Annotated in this window: 14 protein-coding genes, 2 tRNA genes and 1 pseudogene; 11 read left to right on the top strand and 6 right to left on the bottom strand. The window is 62.8% G+C overall.

Going from position 1 to position 16,688, the window contains the following annotated elements; genetic code table 11:
* Positions 1-44: 44 nt before the first annotated feature.
* Positions 45-512 (top strand): peroxiredoxin, encoded by a 468-nt coding sequence (locus NKJ37_RS05405; protein ID WP_352552758.1) that lies wholly within the window; start codon positions 45-47, stop codon positions 510-512.
* Positions 513-663: 151 nt separating this feature from the next.
* A complete protein-coding gene (locus tag NKJ37_RS05400; RefSeq protein WP_352773090.1) occupies positions 664-1,968 on the top strand; it encodes a M23 family metallopeptidase in 1,305 nt (434 codons plus the stop codon).
* Positions 1,969-2,017: 49 nt separating this feature from the next.
* Here the strand turns inward: NKJ37_RS05400 and NKJ37_RS05395 are convergent, their stop codons facing one another.
* A complete protein-coding gene (locus NKJ37_RS05395; RefSeq protein WP_352773087.1) occupies positions 2,018-3,247 on the bottom strand; it encodes a M20 metallopeptidase family protein in 1,230 nt (409 codons plus the stop codon).
* On the bottom strand, positions 3,234-4,412 hold the full coding sequence (locus NKJ37_RS05390) for a M24 family metallopeptidase (protein WP_352773085.1): 1,179 nt from the start codon (positions 4,410-4,412) through the stop codon (positions 3,234-3,236). Before NKJ37_RS05390 ends, NKJ37_RS05395 begins: the two co-directional genes overlap by 14 nt.
* A 221-nt stretch (positions 4,413-4,633) precedes the next feature.
* Here NKJ37_RS05390 and NKJ37_RS05385 point away from each other — a divergent pair, with 221 nt between their 5' ends.
* From NKJ37_RS05385 to NKJ37_RS05365, 5 genes are all read left to right on the top strand, one after another.
* Entirely contained in the window at positions 4,634-5,800 is a 1,167-nt protein-coding gene (locus NKJ37_RS05385) for an ROK family transcriptional regulator (protein ID WP_352773082.1), read from the top strand.
* The gene (locus NKJ37_RS05380; protein WP_128305438.1) at positions 5,797-6,561 is read left to right on the top strand and encodes an ATP-binding cassette domain-containing protein; all 765 of its coding nucleotides are present in this window, start codon (positions 5,797-5,799) and stop codon (positions 6,559-6,561) included. The genes NKJ37_RS05385 and NKJ37_RS05380 overlap by 4 nt, the downstream gene beginning before the upstream one ends.
* Before the next feature lie 38 nt (positions 6,562-6,599).
* Entirely contained in the window at positions 6,600-7,640 is a 1,041-nt protein-coding gene (locus tag NKJ37_RS05375) for a sugar ABC transporter substrate-binding protein (RefSeq protein WP_352673861.1), read from the top strand.
* A 145-nt stretch (positions 7,641-7,785) separates the two neighbouring features.
* Complete coding sequence (locus tag NKJ37_RS05370; RefSeq protein ID WP_023810300.1) at positions 7,786-8,781, top strand: ABC transporter permease; 996 nt, start codon at positions 7,786-7,788, stop codon at positions 8,779-8,781.
* A gap of 13 nt (positions 8,782-8,794) precedes the next feature.
* The gene (locus NKJ37_RS05365) at positions 8,795-9,565 is read left to right on the top strand and encodes an SDR family oxidoreductase (RefSeq protein ID WP_023810299.1); all 771 of its coding nucleotides are present in this window, start codon (positions 8,795-8,797) and stop codon (positions 9,563-9,565) included.
* Positions 9,566-9,626: 61 nt separating this feature from the next.
* Here NKJ37_RS05365 and NKJ37_RS05360 read toward each other — a convergent pair.
* Positions 9,627-9,702 (bottom strand) — tRNA-Val (locus NKJ37_RS05360).
* Positions 9,703-9,918: 216 nt separating this feature from the next.
* Between NKJ37_RS05360 and NKJ37_RS05355 the strand changes: the two genes are divergently transcribed.
* The 3 genes from NKJ37_RS05355 (at position 9,919) to NKJ37_RS05345 (ending at position 12,057) form a co-directional block, all read left to right on the top strand.
* Positions 9,919-9,995 (top strand) — tRNA-Asp (locus NKJ37_RS05355).
* 386 nt (positions 9,996-10,381) lie between these two features.
* Positions 10,382-10,942, top strand: coding sequence for a polysaccharide biosynthesis C-terminal domain-containing protein (locus NKJ37_RS05350; protein ID WP_023810298.1), 561 nt, complete (start codon positions 10,382-10,384; stop codon positions 10,940-10,942).
* On the top strand, positions 10,936-12,057 hold the full coding sequence (locus tag NKJ37_RS05345; RefSeq protein WP_023810297.1) for a glycosyltransferase family 2 protein: 1,122 nt from the start codon (positions 10,936-10,938) through the stop codon (positions 12,055-12,057). The genes NKJ37_RS05350 and NKJ37_RS05345 overlap by 7 nt, the downstream gene beginning before the upstream one ends.
* Positions 12,058-12,110: 53 nt before the next feature.
* Here NKJ37_RS05345 and rbsK read toward each other — a convergent pair.
* From rbsK to NKJ37_RS05330, 3 genes and pseudogenes are all read right to left on the bottom strand, one after another.
* Positions 12,111-13,054 (bottom strand): annotated as a pseudogene (rbsK, locus tag NKJ37_RS05340) (ribokinase).
* A 4-nt stretch (positions 13,055-13,058) separates the two neighbouring features.
* Positions 13,059-13,511, bottom strand: coding sequence for an RbsD/FucU family protein (locus NKJ37_RS05335; RefSeq protein ID WP_023810295.1), 453 nt, complete (start codon positions 13,509-13,511; stop codon positions 13,059-13,061).
* 21 nt (positions 13,512-13,532) lie between these two features.
* Entirely contained in the window at positions 13,533-14,591 is a 1,059-nt protein-coding gene (locus NKJ37_RS05330) for an ABC transporter ATP-binding protein (protein ID WP_023810294.1), read from the bottom strand.
* A 289-nt stretch (positions 14,592-14,880) separates the two neighbouring features.
* Here NKJ37_RS05330 and NKJ37_RS05325 point away from each other — a divergent pair, with 289 nt between their 5' ends.
* A complete protein-coding gene (locus tag NKJ37_RS05325) occupies positions 14,881-16,545 on the top strand; it encodes an ABC transporter substrate-binding protein (RefSeq protein WP_023810293.1) in 1,665 nt (554 codons plus the stop codon).
* Positions 16,546-16,688 lie beyond the last annotated feature (143 nt).

Here is a 16,688-nt window from a genome sequence, read left to right as displayed (position 1 = left end):
ATATCGGTGTGGCTTCGCGCGTAACCTCAAACAAGGGCATCGGTATGGCTGACCTCGACGTAGGCGATCTCGCGCCGCAATTCGACCTGCCGCGGGACGGCGGCGGATCAGTCAGCCTTGCCGCATCGTCCGGCAAGCCCATCGTGCTCTATTTCTATCCGCAGGACGACACAACAAGCTGCACGCAGGAGGCGATCAGCTTCTCGCAGCTGAAGCCGGAGTTCGAGAAGGCCGGCGCCGTGGTGATCGGCCTGTCGCCCGACCCCGTCAAGAAGCACGACAAGTTCAAGTCGAAGTACAATCTCACCATAGACCTCGCCGCCGACGAGGAGCGCAAGGTGATCGAGGCCTACCATCTGTGGGTCGAGAAATCGATGTATGGCCGCAAGTATATGGGGGTCGAGCGCGCGACGTTCCTGATCGGCCGCGACGGGCGGATCGCTGGGATTTGGCGCAAGGTCCGCGTCAAGGGCCATGCGGAAGAGGTGCTCGAGGCCGTTCGTGCGCTTTGAGATTTTGCCGGCGAGGCCGGCCCGGTTTCCCTTACAACCTTACGCACGCCTGGCGGGCAATCGCTGCGGACAAGTCGGCGCTGCAAGCCTTTGTTAACCTTAATAATGTGTAGTCAAGCTGTCGTGGTGTCGTAAACGAAAGCTTGGTCCCGTGAACGCAACCGGTCAGTCCGCAGTCTTCGGCAGGCGTAAGGAGCCCCATACGATCATCATCGCCCGGGGCAACGAGATCAGGCATTTCACGATCCGGCCCTGGCTGGCGGCCTTCATCGGCTCGGCGCTGGCCGCCATTGCCATAAGCTACCTCATGGCCACATCCTATCTCGTGCTGCGCGACGATCTGATCGGCGCCACCACGGCGCGTCAGGCGCGCATGCAGCAAGCCTATGAAGATCGCATTTCGGCGCTTCGCGCCCAGGTCGACCGCATCACCAGCCGGCAGTTGCTCGACCAGCAGCTGATGGAAACCAAGGTCAGCGAACTGCTTGAACGGCAGAGCCAGCTGAGCCAGCGTCACGGCCGCCTTGGCCCGCTGCTCGAACGCGCCGAGAGCGAAGTCGGCGCAGCGCCGGCCGAATATCCGGCAGCGGTTGCGAAGCCGGACAAACGCGCCGAAGTGACCGGCAGCATCAAGGAGCCCGCGCGCAATTATGCGGTCGCCAGCCTGAGCGCCGATCCCGGCGCCGGCGACACAAGGCCGTTCTCGCTGTGGTCGACCCGCTCCGATCCGCTGCCCAGCGATTCAGCCGCCGATCGTGCCGACAAGCTCTTCGTCTCGATCAACCAATCGCTGAGATCCATCGAGAGCGATCAACTGACCCGCATCAGCACGCTTGCCGACAATGCCTACAAGAGCGCCGATGCCATCACCCAGGCGCTCGAGGCGGCCGGACTGCCCGTCGACAGCGACTTCGGCAAGGGCGACAGCGATGTCGGCGGACCGCTCATTCCGGTCGACAGTTCGATGATGTTCGACAGCAAGGTCAAGGAGTTGGACGAAGCGCTTGACGCGCTCGACCATCTCAAGAACGAAGCGCGCCAGCTGCCGCTGACCAACCCCGCGCCGGGCCACTCCGTCACCAGCCCGTTCGGCGTGCGCACCGACCCGATCCTCGGCACCGCGGCACTGCATTCCGGCATGGATTTCAGGGCGCCGATCGGCATGGCCGCCAAGGTCACCGCGCCCGGCACCGTCACCAAGGCCGGCTGGAACGGCGGCTATGGCCGCATGGTGGAAGTCGACCACGGCAATGGCTTTGCGACACGTTACGGGCATCTCAGCGAGATCGACGTCACCGTCGGCGAGAAACTGGACGCCGGCGCCGTCATCGGCAAGACCGGCAGCAGCGGCCGCTCGACCGGCCCGCATCTGCACTACGAAGTCCGCCACAATGGCGAAGCGATCGATCCCTTGCGCTTCCTCACGGTCGGCAAGAAGGTCGCCCAGTATCTGTAAGCGATCCTGGGCTCCTGCCCCATGCGCCGATGACCATCATGATGGCTGACTAAGGCGCTTCCATCGACAGAAACGCCGTCGCTGCCGCAACCAGGGTGGCCGCGCCGACCTCCAACGCGGCCTCGTCGACACGAAACCGGGCGTGATGGAGCGGAAAGACCGATCCGATCGCCTCGTTTCGGATTCCCAGCCGAAAATAGACCGAAGGACGTTTCTCGCTGTAGTAGCCAAAGTCGTCCGCGATCGTCCATCCGGGCGTGTTGAGGACGTTGTCGGCACCGATGCAGGCCTTGGCGCTGGCGGCAATCAGTTCAGTCATCTCGACATCGTTGACAACCCCCGGTTCGCCCTTGTGGATGTCGACCTCGACACGCGCGCCGTGGCTGGTCGCTACCCCATCGGCTATCGTACGAATGCGGCGCCAGGCACGCTCGCGGGTTGCATCGCTGCCGCTGCGGATGGTGCCTTTCAACGTGACCTTGCCGGCGGTGACATTGTAGGCGTTGCCGCCGTTGATGGCCGTCACGGAAATCACCAGCGGATCGTACGGGTCGATCTCGCGCGAAACGATCTTCTGCAATTCGCTCACCAGGGAGCAAGCCACGGCCAACGCATCGACACCTTCATGCGGTTTTGCCGCGTGCGAGGCCGAGCCGATGACGGCCACATCGAACGTATCGCAGGCCAGAGTGTAGGGACCGGAGCCGACGGCGATCTTGCCGGTCGGCGTGTAGGGATCGACGTGGACGCAGATGGCGGCATCGATATCGTCGAGAAGCCCCTCTTCCACCACCCGCCTGCCGCCCGACGGTTCGTCTTCCTCGGCCGGCTGGAAGATGAGGCGAACGGTGCCGCCAAAACTGTCCCGCGACCGGTGAAGATGCGCGGCCACTGCGAAAGCCATCGATGCATGGGCGTCGTGACCGCAGGCATGCATCACGCCTGGATTCGTCGATGCATAATCGACGCCGGACTCCTCCTCGATCGGCAAGGCATCGATGTCGGCGCGAATGGCGATCTTTCGATTTGACGGCTTGCCGGTGCCGACAATATCGACGGCAAGGCCAAAGCCGGCGACGTCGCGAATGTCGGCAATCCCCTGATCCACCAGCATCTGCCTGAGATAACGCTGCGTGCCGGCCTCTTGGTTCGAGAGCTCGGGATTGCGGTGCAGATGGCGGCGGACCTCGATCATCCGATCGAGAATTCCGGCGGCGATATCGGTCGTCACGGTTTTCGCAACACCATCCGCCGTGGCCGAACCCTCAGGATTTGACATGGATCTCTCGCGGGAACTTCGTCAGGGTCTCATGGCCGGTTTCGGTGACCAGGATGGTCTCGCTGATCTCGATGCCCCAGCCGTCCATCCACATGCCGAGGATGGAATGAACGACATTGCCCGGTTCAAGCACGGTCTTGTCGCCCGGCCTGAGGCTGATCGTGTGCTCGCCCCAATCCGGCGGATAGGCAACCCCGATGGAGTAGCCGATGCGCGATTCCTTCTTCAGTCCGTAGCGCTGGATGACCTTGCGCCAGGCGGCTTCGACGGCTTCGGCTGATGTTCCCGGCCTGACCGCGTCGAGCACCGCATCCATACCCTCGATCACCGCTTTTGCCGTGTCCGAAACATTTGTCGGCGTCTTGCCAAGCTGCATGGTCCTGGCGAGGCCGGCGGCATAGCGGCGGCAGACGCCGGCAAGTTCCAGCGCGATCGTCTCGTTTTCCCCGAACCGCCTGTCGCTCCACATGATGTGCGGCGCCGAGGCATTCTCGCCACCGAGGATTGTCGGTGGAAGCGCGGTGATGTCGCCGGCAAAATCCGGGCTGCCCGCAATCTGCGCCGCCTGGATGGCGGCGATGGCATCGCATTCGCGAACACCCGGCGCAATCACCTCGAAAGCCCGCGTGACGGCCGCTTCGGCCAGGGTCGATGCCTTGCGCAAATACGCGATCTCGGGCGCCGATTTGACCGCGCGGATCCAGTTCACCAGCAGGTCGGCATCGTGCCATTTTGCGTTGGGAAGTCCGGCGACAAGCCGGGCGTGCGCCTTGGGGGAGAAATAATAGGCTTCGAGTTCGATGCCGATATGTCTGACACCCCAGCCCCTGGCGACGATCCAGTTCGCGATCCAGTCCATGGGATGGCGATCGACGCGCTGAACATGATCTTCCGGAAAGCCGACCACGTTTTCCGGTTTCATCCAGGCGGTCAGAAGACCGCCTGCCGCATCCATGGCGCGCCCGATCCAGACCGGCTCGACATCCTCGATTGGAACCAGCACCACCTGCGGCGTATAAAACGACCAGCCATCGTAGCCGGTGATGTAATGCTGGTTGGCAACGTCGTTGACGACAAGGAGCTCGAGATCGCGCTTCGCCATCTCGGTGCGGATTTTTCGTAGCCGCTGTTGGTACTCGTCGCGGGCAAACGGCAATTCGATCATCTTTGCTCCATGCTTTGTCGGATCAACGGTCGCGGGGTCCGCCCACCTTTGAAACGGTTTCGACATGGCGGCAATCAGCCAGGGCGGCGTGTGAGCAGGTCCTGAACCGAATACGTCCTCGAAAGCCTTCCCTGGAAAACTTCGTCGTGAATTTATTTTTGAATTCCATTTGACTGAATAAATAAGCAATGCAAAGCTGCGCTCTCCTAAGGGGCGCAATCATGGCACTGCGGGGGACCAATCAGGAGTTCGGGCGGCCGTACAACCGGCGCATCGTGCTTGAGTCCATCCGCCTGCATGGACCTATCGCCCGCGGCGAGATCGCCCGGCGCGTCGGCCTCACCGTCCAGACGGTGTCGACCATCGTTCGCGAACTGGAAGATCAGGGCTACATCCTGTCGCTGCGCGAAGAGCCGAAGGGGCGCGGCCTGCCGCCAGCGACGCTCCGGATCAACCCCGATGGGGGCTATGCCGTCGGCATCCACATCACTCCGCTTGGTATCAGCGCCGCCTTGATCAATCTGAGCGGCGACGTGATCGAGAGCATCTACCGCGAGGCGCCAAATGCGACGCCGGACCACGCCTTCGAGCTGATCGGGGCGATGGTGGTGGAATTGACCAGACTACGGGCTGGCGGACGGGTGCTAGGCGTCGGCATGGCCCTGCCCGGCCCATTCGACGTGGAGTCCATGAGTTTCGTGGGGCCGACCACCATGACCGGCTGGAAGGATGTAGCGCTGCGCGAACGGCTGGCGGCCTCCACCGGATTGCCGGCCTTCTTTGAAACCGATATGGCAGCAGCCGCCATGGGCGAGCGCCTCTACGGCCTCGGCGCCCAGTTTTCCGAATATTACTATCTCTATTTCGGCGTCGGCCTTGGCGGCGTCATGGTTCATGACGGCAGCGCCTTGCGCGGCGCCTGGGGAAATGCCGGCGAGATCGGGCACATTCCCGTTATTCCGGGCGGCGAGGCTTGCCCGTGCGGCAACAGCGGCTGTCTCGAAAGATATTTGTCGCTCGAGGCGCTCCGGCGCTGGAACGGCAGCGAGGCGGATTGGGTCGCCGAAGTCGCACCGATCTTTCACAACGCCGTCGCCGTCATCGAGAACCTGTTCGACCCGGAGACGGTCATCCTCGGCGGGCTGGCGTCCGCCGACCTGCTCGAAATGCTGGCTGGTTCGGTCGGAGGCCTGCACAACTCCGTCTCGGCTCGCAAGGACCGCACGACGCCCAGGGTTGTGGTCGCACGCGGCGGGCAGCATTCCGTGCTGCGCGGCGCCGCCGCCCTTGCGGTTTCCGGGGTGCTGTCACCTCGCTTCGGGCAGATGTTCGCGGCCGAACGCGAACGCGAGCGCGACCTTCTCAAAGGCAGGGAGATTGCGGCATGAGTGAACCCCTGCTGGTGCTCGACAACGTCACCAAGAACTATGGCGCGATCGAAGCGCTCAAGGGCATCAGCTTCTCGATCGGCAAGGGCGAGGTCGTGGCGCTGCTGGGCGACAACGGCGCCGGCAAATCGACACTGGTCAAGATTATCGCCGGCGGACTGGAGCCGACCTCCGGCCGAATGCTGTTCGAGGGCAAGGAGTTCCTTGCCCGGTCGCCCGCAGAGGCCAAGGCAGCCGGCATCGAGACCGTCTACCAGGACCTGTCGCTGTGCACCAATGTCGACGTGGTCGCCAATTTCTTCATGGGCCGCGAAATCACCAGACAGGTTTTCGGCATTCCCGTGCTCGACGAGCGCGCCATGGAAGCCGTCGTCGGAAAGGCGCTGGCCAGTGCCGGCACCCGCATTCCCTCGCTGCGCGCCAATGTCGAGCACCTTTCGGGCGGCCAGCGGCAAGCCATCGAGCTCAACCGGTTCGTGCATTGGGGCGGCAAGCTGGTGCTGCTCGACGAACCGTTCGCAGCGCTCGGGGTCGAACAGACGCGGCGCGGCCTCGACATGATCCGCCAGGTGGCGAACCAGGGCATCGGCGTCGTCATCATCACCCATATCATGCAGCAGGCTTTTCAGGTCGCCGACCGGATCGTGGTGATCCGCCAAGGCGTCGTGGCCGGCGATGTCGCACGCAATAAAACAAGTCCCGATGCGGTGATCAACATGATCACCGGTGAGACGCTTGCCGGTGCCGGACCGACAGGCTGAGGGACAAAGAGGGGTCCGGCTTAAGAGGAGCGAACGACATGAAGCGAATACTTCTTGCTGTCTTCGGTATCCTTGCACTGGCCTTTGCCACGCTCACGCCGGCATTCGCCCAGTCCAAGGGTATCGTCTACTATATGGTGCCGACCCTGCTGGACGAGTTTCAGACCGGATCGGTGAGCGCGCTGGAACTGTTCCTGAAGCAGACCGGCTACGAGATGAAGACGCTGAACGCCGACAACAAGACCGACGCCCAGCAATCGCAGATGAACGATGTCATCGCGCTGAAGCCGGCGGCCATCATCCTGGCGGCAGTTGACTTCAATGCACTGAAACCGTCGATCGAGGCAGCCCGCGCCGCCGGCATCCCAGTGGTCGAGTTCGACCGCCAGATCACCTCAACGCCATCCGACTTCACCTCTGTCGCCGGAACGGTCGAGATCGGCTACGTCGCCGCCGACCAGGCCGAGAAGCTGCTGAAAGCCAAGAACGGCTCGGTGAAGGGCAAGGTTCTGCAGGTGCTCGGCGATCCCGGCGATCCCTATACGCTCGACATCCAGAAGGGCTTCGAGGAGAAGATGAAGGCGTTTCCGGACGTCAAGATCATCTCGCTTCCGGCCATGCAATGGGAAGCCAGCAATGCCGGCACAATCGTTGCCGACCAGATGCTGGCCAACCCCGACATCGACCTGATCTTCAGCCATGCCGCGCACCTATCAGTCGCCGCCGTCGCCTCGCTCGAGGCGGCCGGCAAGAAGCCGGGCGACGTCATGCTGATGAGCTCGAACGGCGCTCCGGTCGGCCTCGACCTGATCCGCAAGGGCTGGCTCAACGCCGAAATCGAGCAGCCGCTCTACGCGCAGGCCGCGGCTGTCGCCATGTTCATGGACAAGATCGTCAAGAAGCAGGAGATCAAGCCCGGCGAATACGACGTGCTCGGCCTGAAATCGACCGTGACCACGGAAGCCTGGGGTCCGAACATCAAGATCCCCGGTGCCGCCATCACCAAGGAAAACGTCGACAATCCGGCCTTCTGGGGCAACCAGAAGCCACCGACGGACACCGTCAAGTCGGTCGAATAGTCATTGAAAGCGCTCCGGGCCATAGCAGCCCGGAGCCTGCCCTTTCACAACGCCGCGTCCGAAAGGATGCCGTGGCGAATTTGAATCCGCGCCTTAACCCGACGAAATCGAGTTGATTTCGCGGGGGCGCCAACCGGATCAGCCCATGAACCCGCGCACACGCAAAGCCCTGGAGTTCGTACTCGACAACCTCGTCTGGTTCATGCTGCTGTTCGTGCTGGTGGTCTTCTCCATCTTTGTCCCGAACTACTTTCAGCTCGGCATTTTCGCCAACATCATCGAGGCTTCCAGCGTGCTCGGCGTCATGTCGATCGGCCTGGCGCTGGTGATCATCGCCGGCCACATGGATCTGTCGGTCGAATCCGTCGCAGCGCTCAGCGCCATGGCGGTCGGCATCCTGTTTTGCTCGTCGGGCATCGGCATGGGCGTGCAGCTGCATCCCGAATGGCTGATGGTTCCGGTTTCGCTGCTGCTGGCGCTGGCAGTCGGCGGCCTCATCGGCGCCTTCAACGGCTATCTGGTGGTCAAGGTGAAGATGAGCGCCTTCATCATTACCTTGGCGTCCTACATCTGGGTGCGCGGCCTCGTGCTGGTCGTGTCAGGCGGCCGCTCGGCACAGGACCTGGCGCCGGCCATCCGCTGGTTCGGCATCCAGCGCCTGATCGGCTTGCCGCTGACCGCCTGGATCGCGGTTGGCTGCTTCGTCGTCTTTTCGCTGATCATGGCCAAGACGCCGTTCGGCCGGCATCTGGTGATGATCGGCGGCAACGAGACGGCGACCTTCCGCGCCGGCATCCGCGTCAACCGCAATCTCATCATCGCCTTCGTTCTCGCCGGCGCCATTGCCGGCCTTGCCGGCTGGCTGCTGGCGATCCGCACCTCGGGCGCCACCGCCAATCTCGGCGTCGGCCTGCTGTTCAACGCGTTCGCCGCGGTCGTCATCGGCGGGGTCAGCCTGAAAGGCGGTGTCGGCACCCTCCCCGGCGTCTATGCCGGCGTGCTTTTGCTCTCGGCCATCAACACGGCGATCAATTTGATGGGCCTGCCGGCCAATTTCACCCAGGTGATCCACGGCCTGCTGGTGCTGGCGGCCGTGCTGCTCGACGCCTTCAAGCAAACCATTCGCCAAAGACTCGCATGACAGGACGGCTCGCATGACCAATCGGTTACAAGACAAGGTAGCGCTGATCATCGGCAGCGCCCGCGGCATCGGCAAGGGCATCGCGCTACGCTTTGCCGAGGAAGGCGCGAGGCTGGTGCTCGCCGACACCGAGGTCGAGGCCGGGCAAGCCACCGCTGGCGAGTTGGGCGTCCCCTTCATCCGCACCGACATCTCGCAAATGAGCGACGCCGAGGCCGCCGTGGCGCTGGCGCTCAAACTCCATGGCCGCCTCGACGTCATCGTGCAGAATGCCGGCATCTATCCCTGGCAGCTGATCGAGAACACCAGCACTGATGACTGGGACCGCGTCATGGCGGTCAATCTGCGCGGCACCTTCAATGCCAGCCGCGCGGCCCTGGTGCCGATGAAGGCGCAAGGCTTCGGCCGCATGCTCTACACCTCGTCCATTACCGGCCCGCATGTCACCAGCCCGGGCCATGGCCACTATTCGGCCAGCAAGGCCGGCATCAACGGCTTCATCCGCGCCGCCGCACTGGAATTCTCCGGCTACGGCATCACCGTCAACGGCGTCGAGCCCGGCAACATCCTGACCGAAGCCATCGAGCTGCATCGCGGCGCGGCTTACATCAAGAACATGGAGGACTCCATTCCGCTCGGCCGCCTCGGCAGCCCGCGCGACGTCGCCAACGCCTTCCTGTTCCTCGCCTCCGACGATGCCAGCTACATCACCGGCACGACCATTGTTGTCGATGGCGGACAGCTGCTGCCCGAGGGCAATGATTTCCGTCTGTTGCCGCCTTGAGTGCAGCACGAACCAGACGACTCGGGTCCGTGTCTGGCAACAGTTTGAATGGACTATGGAATGGTGGGCGATGACGGGCTCGAACCGCCGACATCTTCGGTGTAAACGAAGCGCTCTACCAACTGAGCTAATCGCCCGCTCCGGGCCGGACCTTTAAGCGGTCAGGGTCCGCTTCGCAAGGCCAAATGAATGCAGGACGCCCTGGTTGGATGCCGGTTTTGCCAACAAAACGCCGGCTGTCAAAAAACCTTCTCCTGTTTGCTGTTATGCTGTCCTGTCACGCTTGACACCCGGTGGCGAACCCCTTATCCAGCGCCCCAACGACGAACACGGCTGACACGTGTTCGCCATGCGCGGGTGTAGCTCAGTTGGTTAGAGTGCCGGCCTGTCACGCCGGAGGTCGCGGGTTCGAGCCCCGTCACTCGCGCCATTTCTCTCAAGGGTATCAAGCCCTTGGCTTCAGAGAAATGTCGACATTGATTGTCAAAAAATCATCTTGGATGAGGCAACTCGGATTGTCTCGGATCTGAGTTTGATCTCCCAAGCATAGACCCAGGAACCGCCTCTGCAACGTCGGCATTGACGACGCCGCGCTCTGGTCGCGTCAACCGGCGCAAGCAAGGCGCCGCCCAAATCCTGTCAGTCGCACGCCGGCGCGCACCCGCACGTCTGGCCATCCCCTGTCTCCGATCCCATCCAACCGCCCCCGAAAAAGTCATCATGGCTGCACGAACCTGTGAGCTCGATCAGGACATCCATCGAAAATTGTGAGAGGAAGGTCGATCTGAAGGCAGTCAAACAGCGGGGACTTTGTTCATGAGCGATCACACCAGCCTGAATCTTCTGGAGACCACACTTGCCGCCGCCCAGCAGGATCAACGGACTCTGGACGAGCAGCGGCAAAGCACCACGCCTCTTGTGGACGGCATGTCCTTTTTCGACAGCATCCGGCACAATGACGACCGCGGCAGCGTCACGGAGATCTATGACCCGCGCTGGGGTTGGCATGCCGACCCGCTGGTCTTTTCCTACATGTTCACAATTCGCCCTGGCTTGGTGAAAGGGTGGGGCCTGCACAAGCTGCACGAGGACCGCTATTTTGTGATCAGCGGCGAGATGGAACTGGTCCTTTATGACCCTCGCCCCGAATCCAGCACATACGGCAAGATTTCGAAGGTTTACCTCTCCAGCAATCATCCACGCCTGGTCAATATTCCGAAATTTGTCTGGCATGCCGACCGAAACATCGGAACATCCGACGTGGTCGCCATCAACTTCCCAACGATACAATACGATCACGCAAATCCCGATAAGTATCGCCTGCCGATCGATACCGATCTCATCCCCCATGATTTCGGCAGCGCGAAGGGATGGTGAGCAAGCCCCGCTTTTCCATCCTCATGCCGACGCACTCGCGCGTGGATGTCATCGGTGTGGCTATCCAATCGGTGCTGGACCAGACCGTCGACGATTTTGAATTGCTGGTCGTCGGCGACGGCTGCGCGGCCGGCACGGCCGAGGTGGTCGAAGCCTTCCATGACAGCCGCATTCGTTTCTTCGATCTCCCCAAGGCGCCGAACTTCGGCTACGCGAACCGCAACATCGTGCTGCGTGAGGCACGCGGCGAGCTGATTGGCTTTGCCGCCGATGACGACCTCCTGTTTCCGGATCATTTTGAGATCCTGGCGGATGGCCTCAAAACTGGAGCTGCCATCGCGTACAGTCAGGCGCTGTGGGTTTCCACCGATGGCATCGCAGCCCCCTTCCTGACCAATCTGGACCTGGCCGACGAGTTCAGGGGGTTCACTGAGGTCGGCAACACGATACCCGCCAGTTGCTTCCTGTATCGGGCCGATTGCCTGCCGTCGCGAGATGTCTGGCCCGAAGACGTCGCATCGGCCGGGGACTGGCAATTGTGGCGGCGAATCATGCGCGAGAATCCGCGAAACCCCTTCACCTATTGCCGCGTTCCAACCGTCCTGCATTTCAGCGCCGCATGGAAAAAATCACGGCACTCCGCAGTATCCCAACTCGCCACACTGCTTGATATCGCCGACAGAGCCGGCTGGTGGCCTTCGGCCTTGCGAGTCTGGATACCGAACGCCAGCAAGGAACAATCCGAATACTCGCGCCTCATGCGCGTTGATCCCAGGGCCTGGAGCGAGCAGATGCGCCGTGCCGTCGGGGATCTGGTAGCGCGCCTTGCCTGGGAGGATGTGCAGACGATCCGACCGATGCTTGCAAGCGCTGAAGCCGAGAAGGCGACATTGCATTCTGAAATCTCAAGGTTGCGCAGTGCGCTTGAGGCGGCTCACCAAAGCAGCGTCGGGCTGCAGAGCGCCGCTTCGGATGCCAGGAACGAGAAGGACGAGATCGAACAAAGGTTGCAAGCGTGCCAGATGCAAGTCGCGGCCTTGCATCAGTCCAGAAGCTGGCGCTTCACAGGCCCGCTGCGCAATATCTCCACAAGCTTGCGTTCGAAAAAACCATAGGGCCTCAAGAACTGGCCGGAGGCGGCGTCAGCGGCCAGTCAGCCAAGCCGATCTTATCCCCCAGCCAGCAGCGCCTCGACCTCCCGAAGCGTCGGCATTGACGGCGCGGTCCCTGGCCGGGTCACCGAAATGCCAGCGACGGCACAGGCGAAGCGCACCGCTTGCAGCGGCTCCACGCCCCTCGAAAGTGCTGCGGCAAGCCCGCCATTGAAGGCATCGCCTGCCCCCGTGGTTTCGGCCACCGGCCCGGCACTGACGGCTGGAACATGGTCCGAGCGGGTCTTAGAGTGCAAAAGCGCGCCCTTGTCGCCGAGCGTGACGATGACCGTGCCGACCCCCTTTTCGAGCAGGCTGTCCGCGGCGCGCCGCGCCTCGTCGACCGAGGACACCTTCATCCCGGTCAGTTCCTCCGTCTCGGTCTCGTTGGGTGTGAGGTAGTCGCAGAGCGTGTAGATGCGGTCGGGAAGCTTTGCCGCGGGGGCCGGATTGAGGATCGTCGTCACCCCTGCCCCACGCGCGATCTCCAGCGCCCGCATGGCTGCTTCGATCGGCTGTTCGAGTTGGGTGACAAAGACGCGGCACCGCCGATCAGCCCGGCATTGGCCTCGATATCGGCTGACGAGATCAGCATGGCGGCACCGGGGCTGACGATGATGGCGTTGTTGCCGGTGGTCTCCTCGACGAAGATGTAGGCGGCACCGGTGTAGCTTTCCGGCGTGTCGATGACGGCATTCTTGACGCCCGCCTGCGCCCAGGTCTGCCTGGCCATGTCGGCGAAGGGATCGACGCCGAGGCGGGTGAGGAAGGTGACGTCGGCGCCGAGCTTCCCGGCGGCCACGGCCTGGTTCGAGCCCTTGCCGCCCGGCCCCAGCGTGAAGGATGTGCCGAGGATGGTTTCGCCCATGCGCGGCTGCCGCTGCGCCCTGTAGGCGGTGTCGGCGACGAACACACCCAGGATGACGACCGGCTTCATGACGACCGGCTTGCCCGAAGCCATGCCGCTACTCCGCATCCGGCGGCACGACGCCCTTGCGGAAGGCGAAGCAGCCGTAGAAGCGGCGCTCACCTGTCTGGATCACGCAATAGGCCTGTTTGGCGCGCTCGTAGAAAGCATAACGCTCGACCGCGATCATCGGCCACGACTTGCCCTCGGCGTTGTCGACCTCCTTCTGCACTTCGCTTTGCACGGGCGGAATCTCGTCCGGCTTGCCGACAATCTCCATGCGTGCGGCCGAATCATCGACGAATGTGTCGAGCGGGTAGAGCGACAGCACCGCCTTGACCACTTGCGCCGCCGAGGCATCGATGCGCAGCACGCGGCCGAGCGCCGTCTGGCGCGCCACCGAATCGGACGGAAAATTGGTGTCGGCGATGATCAGATCATCGCCATGCCCCATTGCCCGCAATGCCTGCAGCACGTCGGCATTGAGCAGCGGGTTGATGCCTTTGAGCATGGTATTCCTCGTGAGTTGGGATCAGAGACGCTTGCCGGTCTCTGCGTCGAAAAGGTGGATCTGATCGAGCCGGGGCTTCAGGGTCAGCGTGTCGCCGGGCTTGAAGTCGTGCCGCTCACGAAACAGCGCCACCATCTCGCCGTCGCCGAAGCGCAGGAACACCAGCGTTTCCGAGCCGGTCGGCTCGACCACCGAAATCTTCGCTGGCACGCCATCGGGATGGATCTCGAGATGCTCCGGGCGCACGCCATAGACGACAGCCTGGCCATCCTGCGCTGCATTGCCTGGTGCAATCGGGAACAGCGTGCCTGCAATGTCGACACCGGGCCTGGCACCCTTGCGCATGACGCCCTTGAGCAGGTTCATCGAGGGCGAACCGATGAAGCCGGCGACAAACAGGTTGGCCGGTCTGTCGAACAGTTCGAGCGGCGCGCCGACCTGCTCGATGCGGCCGTCGCGCATGACGACGATCTTGTCGGCCATGGTCATGGCTTCGATCTGGTCGTGGGTGACGTAGATGGTAGTGGTCTTCAGCCGCTGGTGCAGCTCCTTGATCTCGGTGCGCATCTGCACGCGCAGCTTGGCGTCGAGATTGGAGAGCGGCTCGTCGAACAGGAACACTTGCGGATTGCGCACGATGGCGCGGCCCATGGCCACGCGCTGGCGCTGGCCGCCGGAAAGCTGGCGGGGATAGCGCTTCAGATAAGGGTTGAGGTCGAGGATATCGGCGGCGCGCTTGACCCGCTCGGCGACCACGGCCGGATCGGTTTTCCTGAGCTTGAGGGCAAAGGCCATGTTCTGCTCGACCGTCTTGTGCGGATAGAGCGCATAGTTCTGGAACACCATGGCGATGTCGCGCTTGGCCGGCGGCAGATGATTGACGACGCGGTCGCCGATGGCGATCGTGCCGGCGGAGACGGTCTCCAACCCAGCCACCATCCTGAGCAACGTGGACTTGCCGCAACCCGAAGGGCCAACCAGCACCACGAACTGTCCGTCTGCGATATCGACGCTGACTTCGTGCAGAACCTTGACCGTTCCAAAGGCCTTGGCCACCTTGCTGATCGCGACTTGCGCCATATCTCCCCCATCGGCTCCATTAGCCGTAGGCGCAGAAGCTACCCAACGCGACCTGCCAGGGCAAGTCGGTCTCTTATAGATAAAAACCCGCTCTCGTTGACACGGCGTTTGGTTGTGAGAATAGTGGCAGGCGCTGGTCAAAATGTCGGTACCCGATCCGCAGGGAATTTCAATCGACGCAGGGTGGGGTCCTGCCTAATTCGTTTCCGAACCGGGGAGCATCCTTGGCGCTCCAGCGTCCGACAGTTGGCCGATTTATTCACACTGATGTTCTGGGAGGAAATAGGCGATGAGAACGGGTCTTTACGAGAAACTGGTTCGTGCCGGCGCCACAAGGCGCGACATATTGAAGGGCGCGGCCAGCATGGCCGCGATCGCAGCCGCATCCGGCGCCGGACTTGGCGCCTTGACGCGACCGGCCTCCGCGGCAAGCGAATTGCGCTCCAAAATCCTGCAGATCCCCGGCGTCGGCAAAGGCCAGCCGACGGACGCCGATTTCCAGAAGGTCGGTGAACTCTGCCTCGAGGCGACCAAGGCCAACGTCAAGGAAGGCGAATTCGCCGGCGTCGAGCTGACCTTCATGGGTCTCAACAACCAGAACCTGCACAATGTGCTGTTCCGCGGCTTCCTGAAGCCATGGGAGACCTATACCGGCGCCAAGATCAACTGGATCGACCTGGCGCAGGCCGACTACAACGCCCGCCTGCAGCAGTCGATCGCCACCGGCACCGTCGATTTCGACATCATCGAGATGGGCGCGCCGTTCGAAGGCGATGTCTGCGGCAAGGGCCTGACCTCGGAAATGCCGGATTGGGTCAAGGACCAGATCGACATGAAGGACGTCGTGGCCTATCTGCAGCCGCCGGTCGGCACCTGGGACGGCAAGCAATACCGCGTGACCGTCGACGGCGACGCGCACAATTTCAACTACCGCACCGACGTGTTTACCGATGCCGACCTCGCCAAGGCCTGGAAGGACGGCGGCGGCGAAGGTGAATGGGGCGTGCCGAAGACCTGGCAGCAGGTCCAGGCGGTGACGAAGTTCCTCAAGGGAAAGAAACTCAAGGACCAGGACGTCTTTGGCTATCTCGACGCGCCCAAGGCGTGGGGTGGTTTCGGCTTCTATTTCCTCGGCAGCCGCGCTAGCGCCTATGCCAAGCATCCGGACGACAAGGCCTGGCTGTTCGACGCCGACACGATGAAGCCGCGCGTCAACAATCCGGCCTGGGTGCGCGCCATCCAGGACGTCATCGACGCGCTGCCGTCCGAACCCGCCGACCAGATCAACGCCGATCCGAACACGACCGCCTTCCAGCAGTTCCTGGCCGGCACCGGCTCGATGGTCACCTGGTGGGGCGACGTCGGCTCCAACGTCAAGACCAACGACTCTTCCGTCGTCGGCGACGTCACCGGCTTCTCGATCCTGCCTGGCTCGGACGATGTCTACAATGCGAAGACCGGCGCCTGGGACAAGCTCGCCAGCGGCCCGAACTATGCGCCCAACTGCGCCTATCTCGGCTGGGGCGTCTATGTCATGGCCCGCGTCGATGCCGACGAAAAGAAGAAGAAGGCGGCATGGTCCGCCGCCGCTCATCTCGGCGGCAAGGACCTGTCGATCTGGACGGCGATGTATCCATCGGGCTTCCAGCCTTACCGCAACTCGCATTTCGACATTCCCGAATGGGTGGCGGCCGGCTACGACGAGGCGTTCATCACCTCCTACCTCAAGTCGGAATCCGACAGCTACAACCATCCGAACGCGGCGATCGAGCCACGCATCCCCGGCATCTTCCAGTACTACAGCGCCGCCGAGGACATCCTGGCCAACACTTTCGCCGGCAAGATGAAGGCGCAGGAAGGCGCCGACGCCATTGCGGCGGCCTGGGAGAAGCTGACCGACCAGATCGGCCGCGACAACCAGATCAAGCTCTACAAAGCTTCGCTCGGCATGTAGGCTGGCCTATGAACCGTGGGGCCGGGGCAACCCCGCCCCCCAGTATAACCGCGACCGCGCCGCCGGCCGCGGAAAAAACGGGAGGTTTTTTGGGTGGAAGACCTAGAACCCCACCCACAGGCCGGGCGAAGACCGCCCCTGCG

Origin of the sequence: Mesorhizobium sp. M0140, from assembly GCF_040322475.1 — a bacterium.
Classification (GTDB): domain Bacteria; phylum Pseudomonadota; class Alphaproteobacteria; order Rhizobiales; family Rhizobiaceae; genus Mesorhizobium.
Note: the sequence above shows the minus strand (reverse complement) of the source record. Positions and strands in the feature narration are given on the sequence as shown.

Bases quoted from the DNA above. Each gene is read 5' to 3' on its own strand.
- NKJ37_RS05380 (WP_128305438.1), top strand. From the start codon at position 5,797: ATGAGTGAACCCCTGCTGGTGCTCGACAACGTCACCAAGAACTATGGC.
- NKJ37_RS05395 (WP_352773087.1), bottom strand. From the start codon at position 3,247: ATGTCAAATCCTGAGGGTTCGGCCACGGCGGATGGTGTTGCGAAAACC.
- NKJ37_RS05345 (WP_023810297.1), top strand. From the start codon at position 10,936: ATGGTGAGCAAGCCCCGCTTTTCCATCCTCATGCCGACGCACTCGCGC.
- NKJ37_RS05335 (WP_023810295.1), bottom strand. From the start codon at position 13,511: ATGCTCAAAGGCATCAACCCGCTGCTCAATGCCGACGTGCTGCAGGCA.
- NKJ37_RS05365 (WP_023810299.1), top strand. From the start codon at position 8,795: ATGACCAATCGGTTACAAGACAAGGTAGCGCTGATCATCGGCAGCGCC.
- NKJ37_RS05370 (WP_023810300.1), top strand. From the start codon at position 7,786: ATGAACCCGCGCACACGCAAAGCCCTGGAGTTCGTACTCGACAACCTC.
- NKJ37_RS05405 (WP_352552758.1), top strand. From the start codon at position 45: ATGGCTGACCTCGACGTAGGCGATCTCGCGCCGCAATTCGACCTGCCG.
- NKJ37_RS05330 (WP_023810294.1), bottom strand. From the start codon at position 14,591: ATGGCGCAAGTCGCGATCAGCAAGGTGGCCAAGGCCTTTGGAACGGTC.
- NKJ37_RS05375 (WP_352673861.1), top strand. From the start codon at position 6,600: ATGAAGCGAATACTTCTTGCTGTCTTCGGTATCCTTGCACTGGCCTTT.
- NKJ37_RS05390 (WP_352773085.1), bottom strand. From the start codon at position 4,412: ATGATCGAATTGCCGTTTGCCCGCGACGAGTACCAACAGCGGCTACGA.
- NKJ37_RS05325 (WP_023810293.1), top strand. From the start codon at position 14,881: ATGAGAACGGGTCTTTACGAGAAACTGGTTCGTGCCGGCGCCACAAGG.
- NKJ37_RS05385 (WP_352773082.1), top strand. From the start codon at position 4,634: ATGGCACTGCGGGGGACCAATCAGGAGTTCGGGCGGCCGTACAACCGG.
- NKJ37_RS05350 (WP_023810298.1), top strand. From the start codon at position 10,382: ATGAGCGATCACACCAGCCTGAATCTTCTGGAGACCACACTTGCCGCC.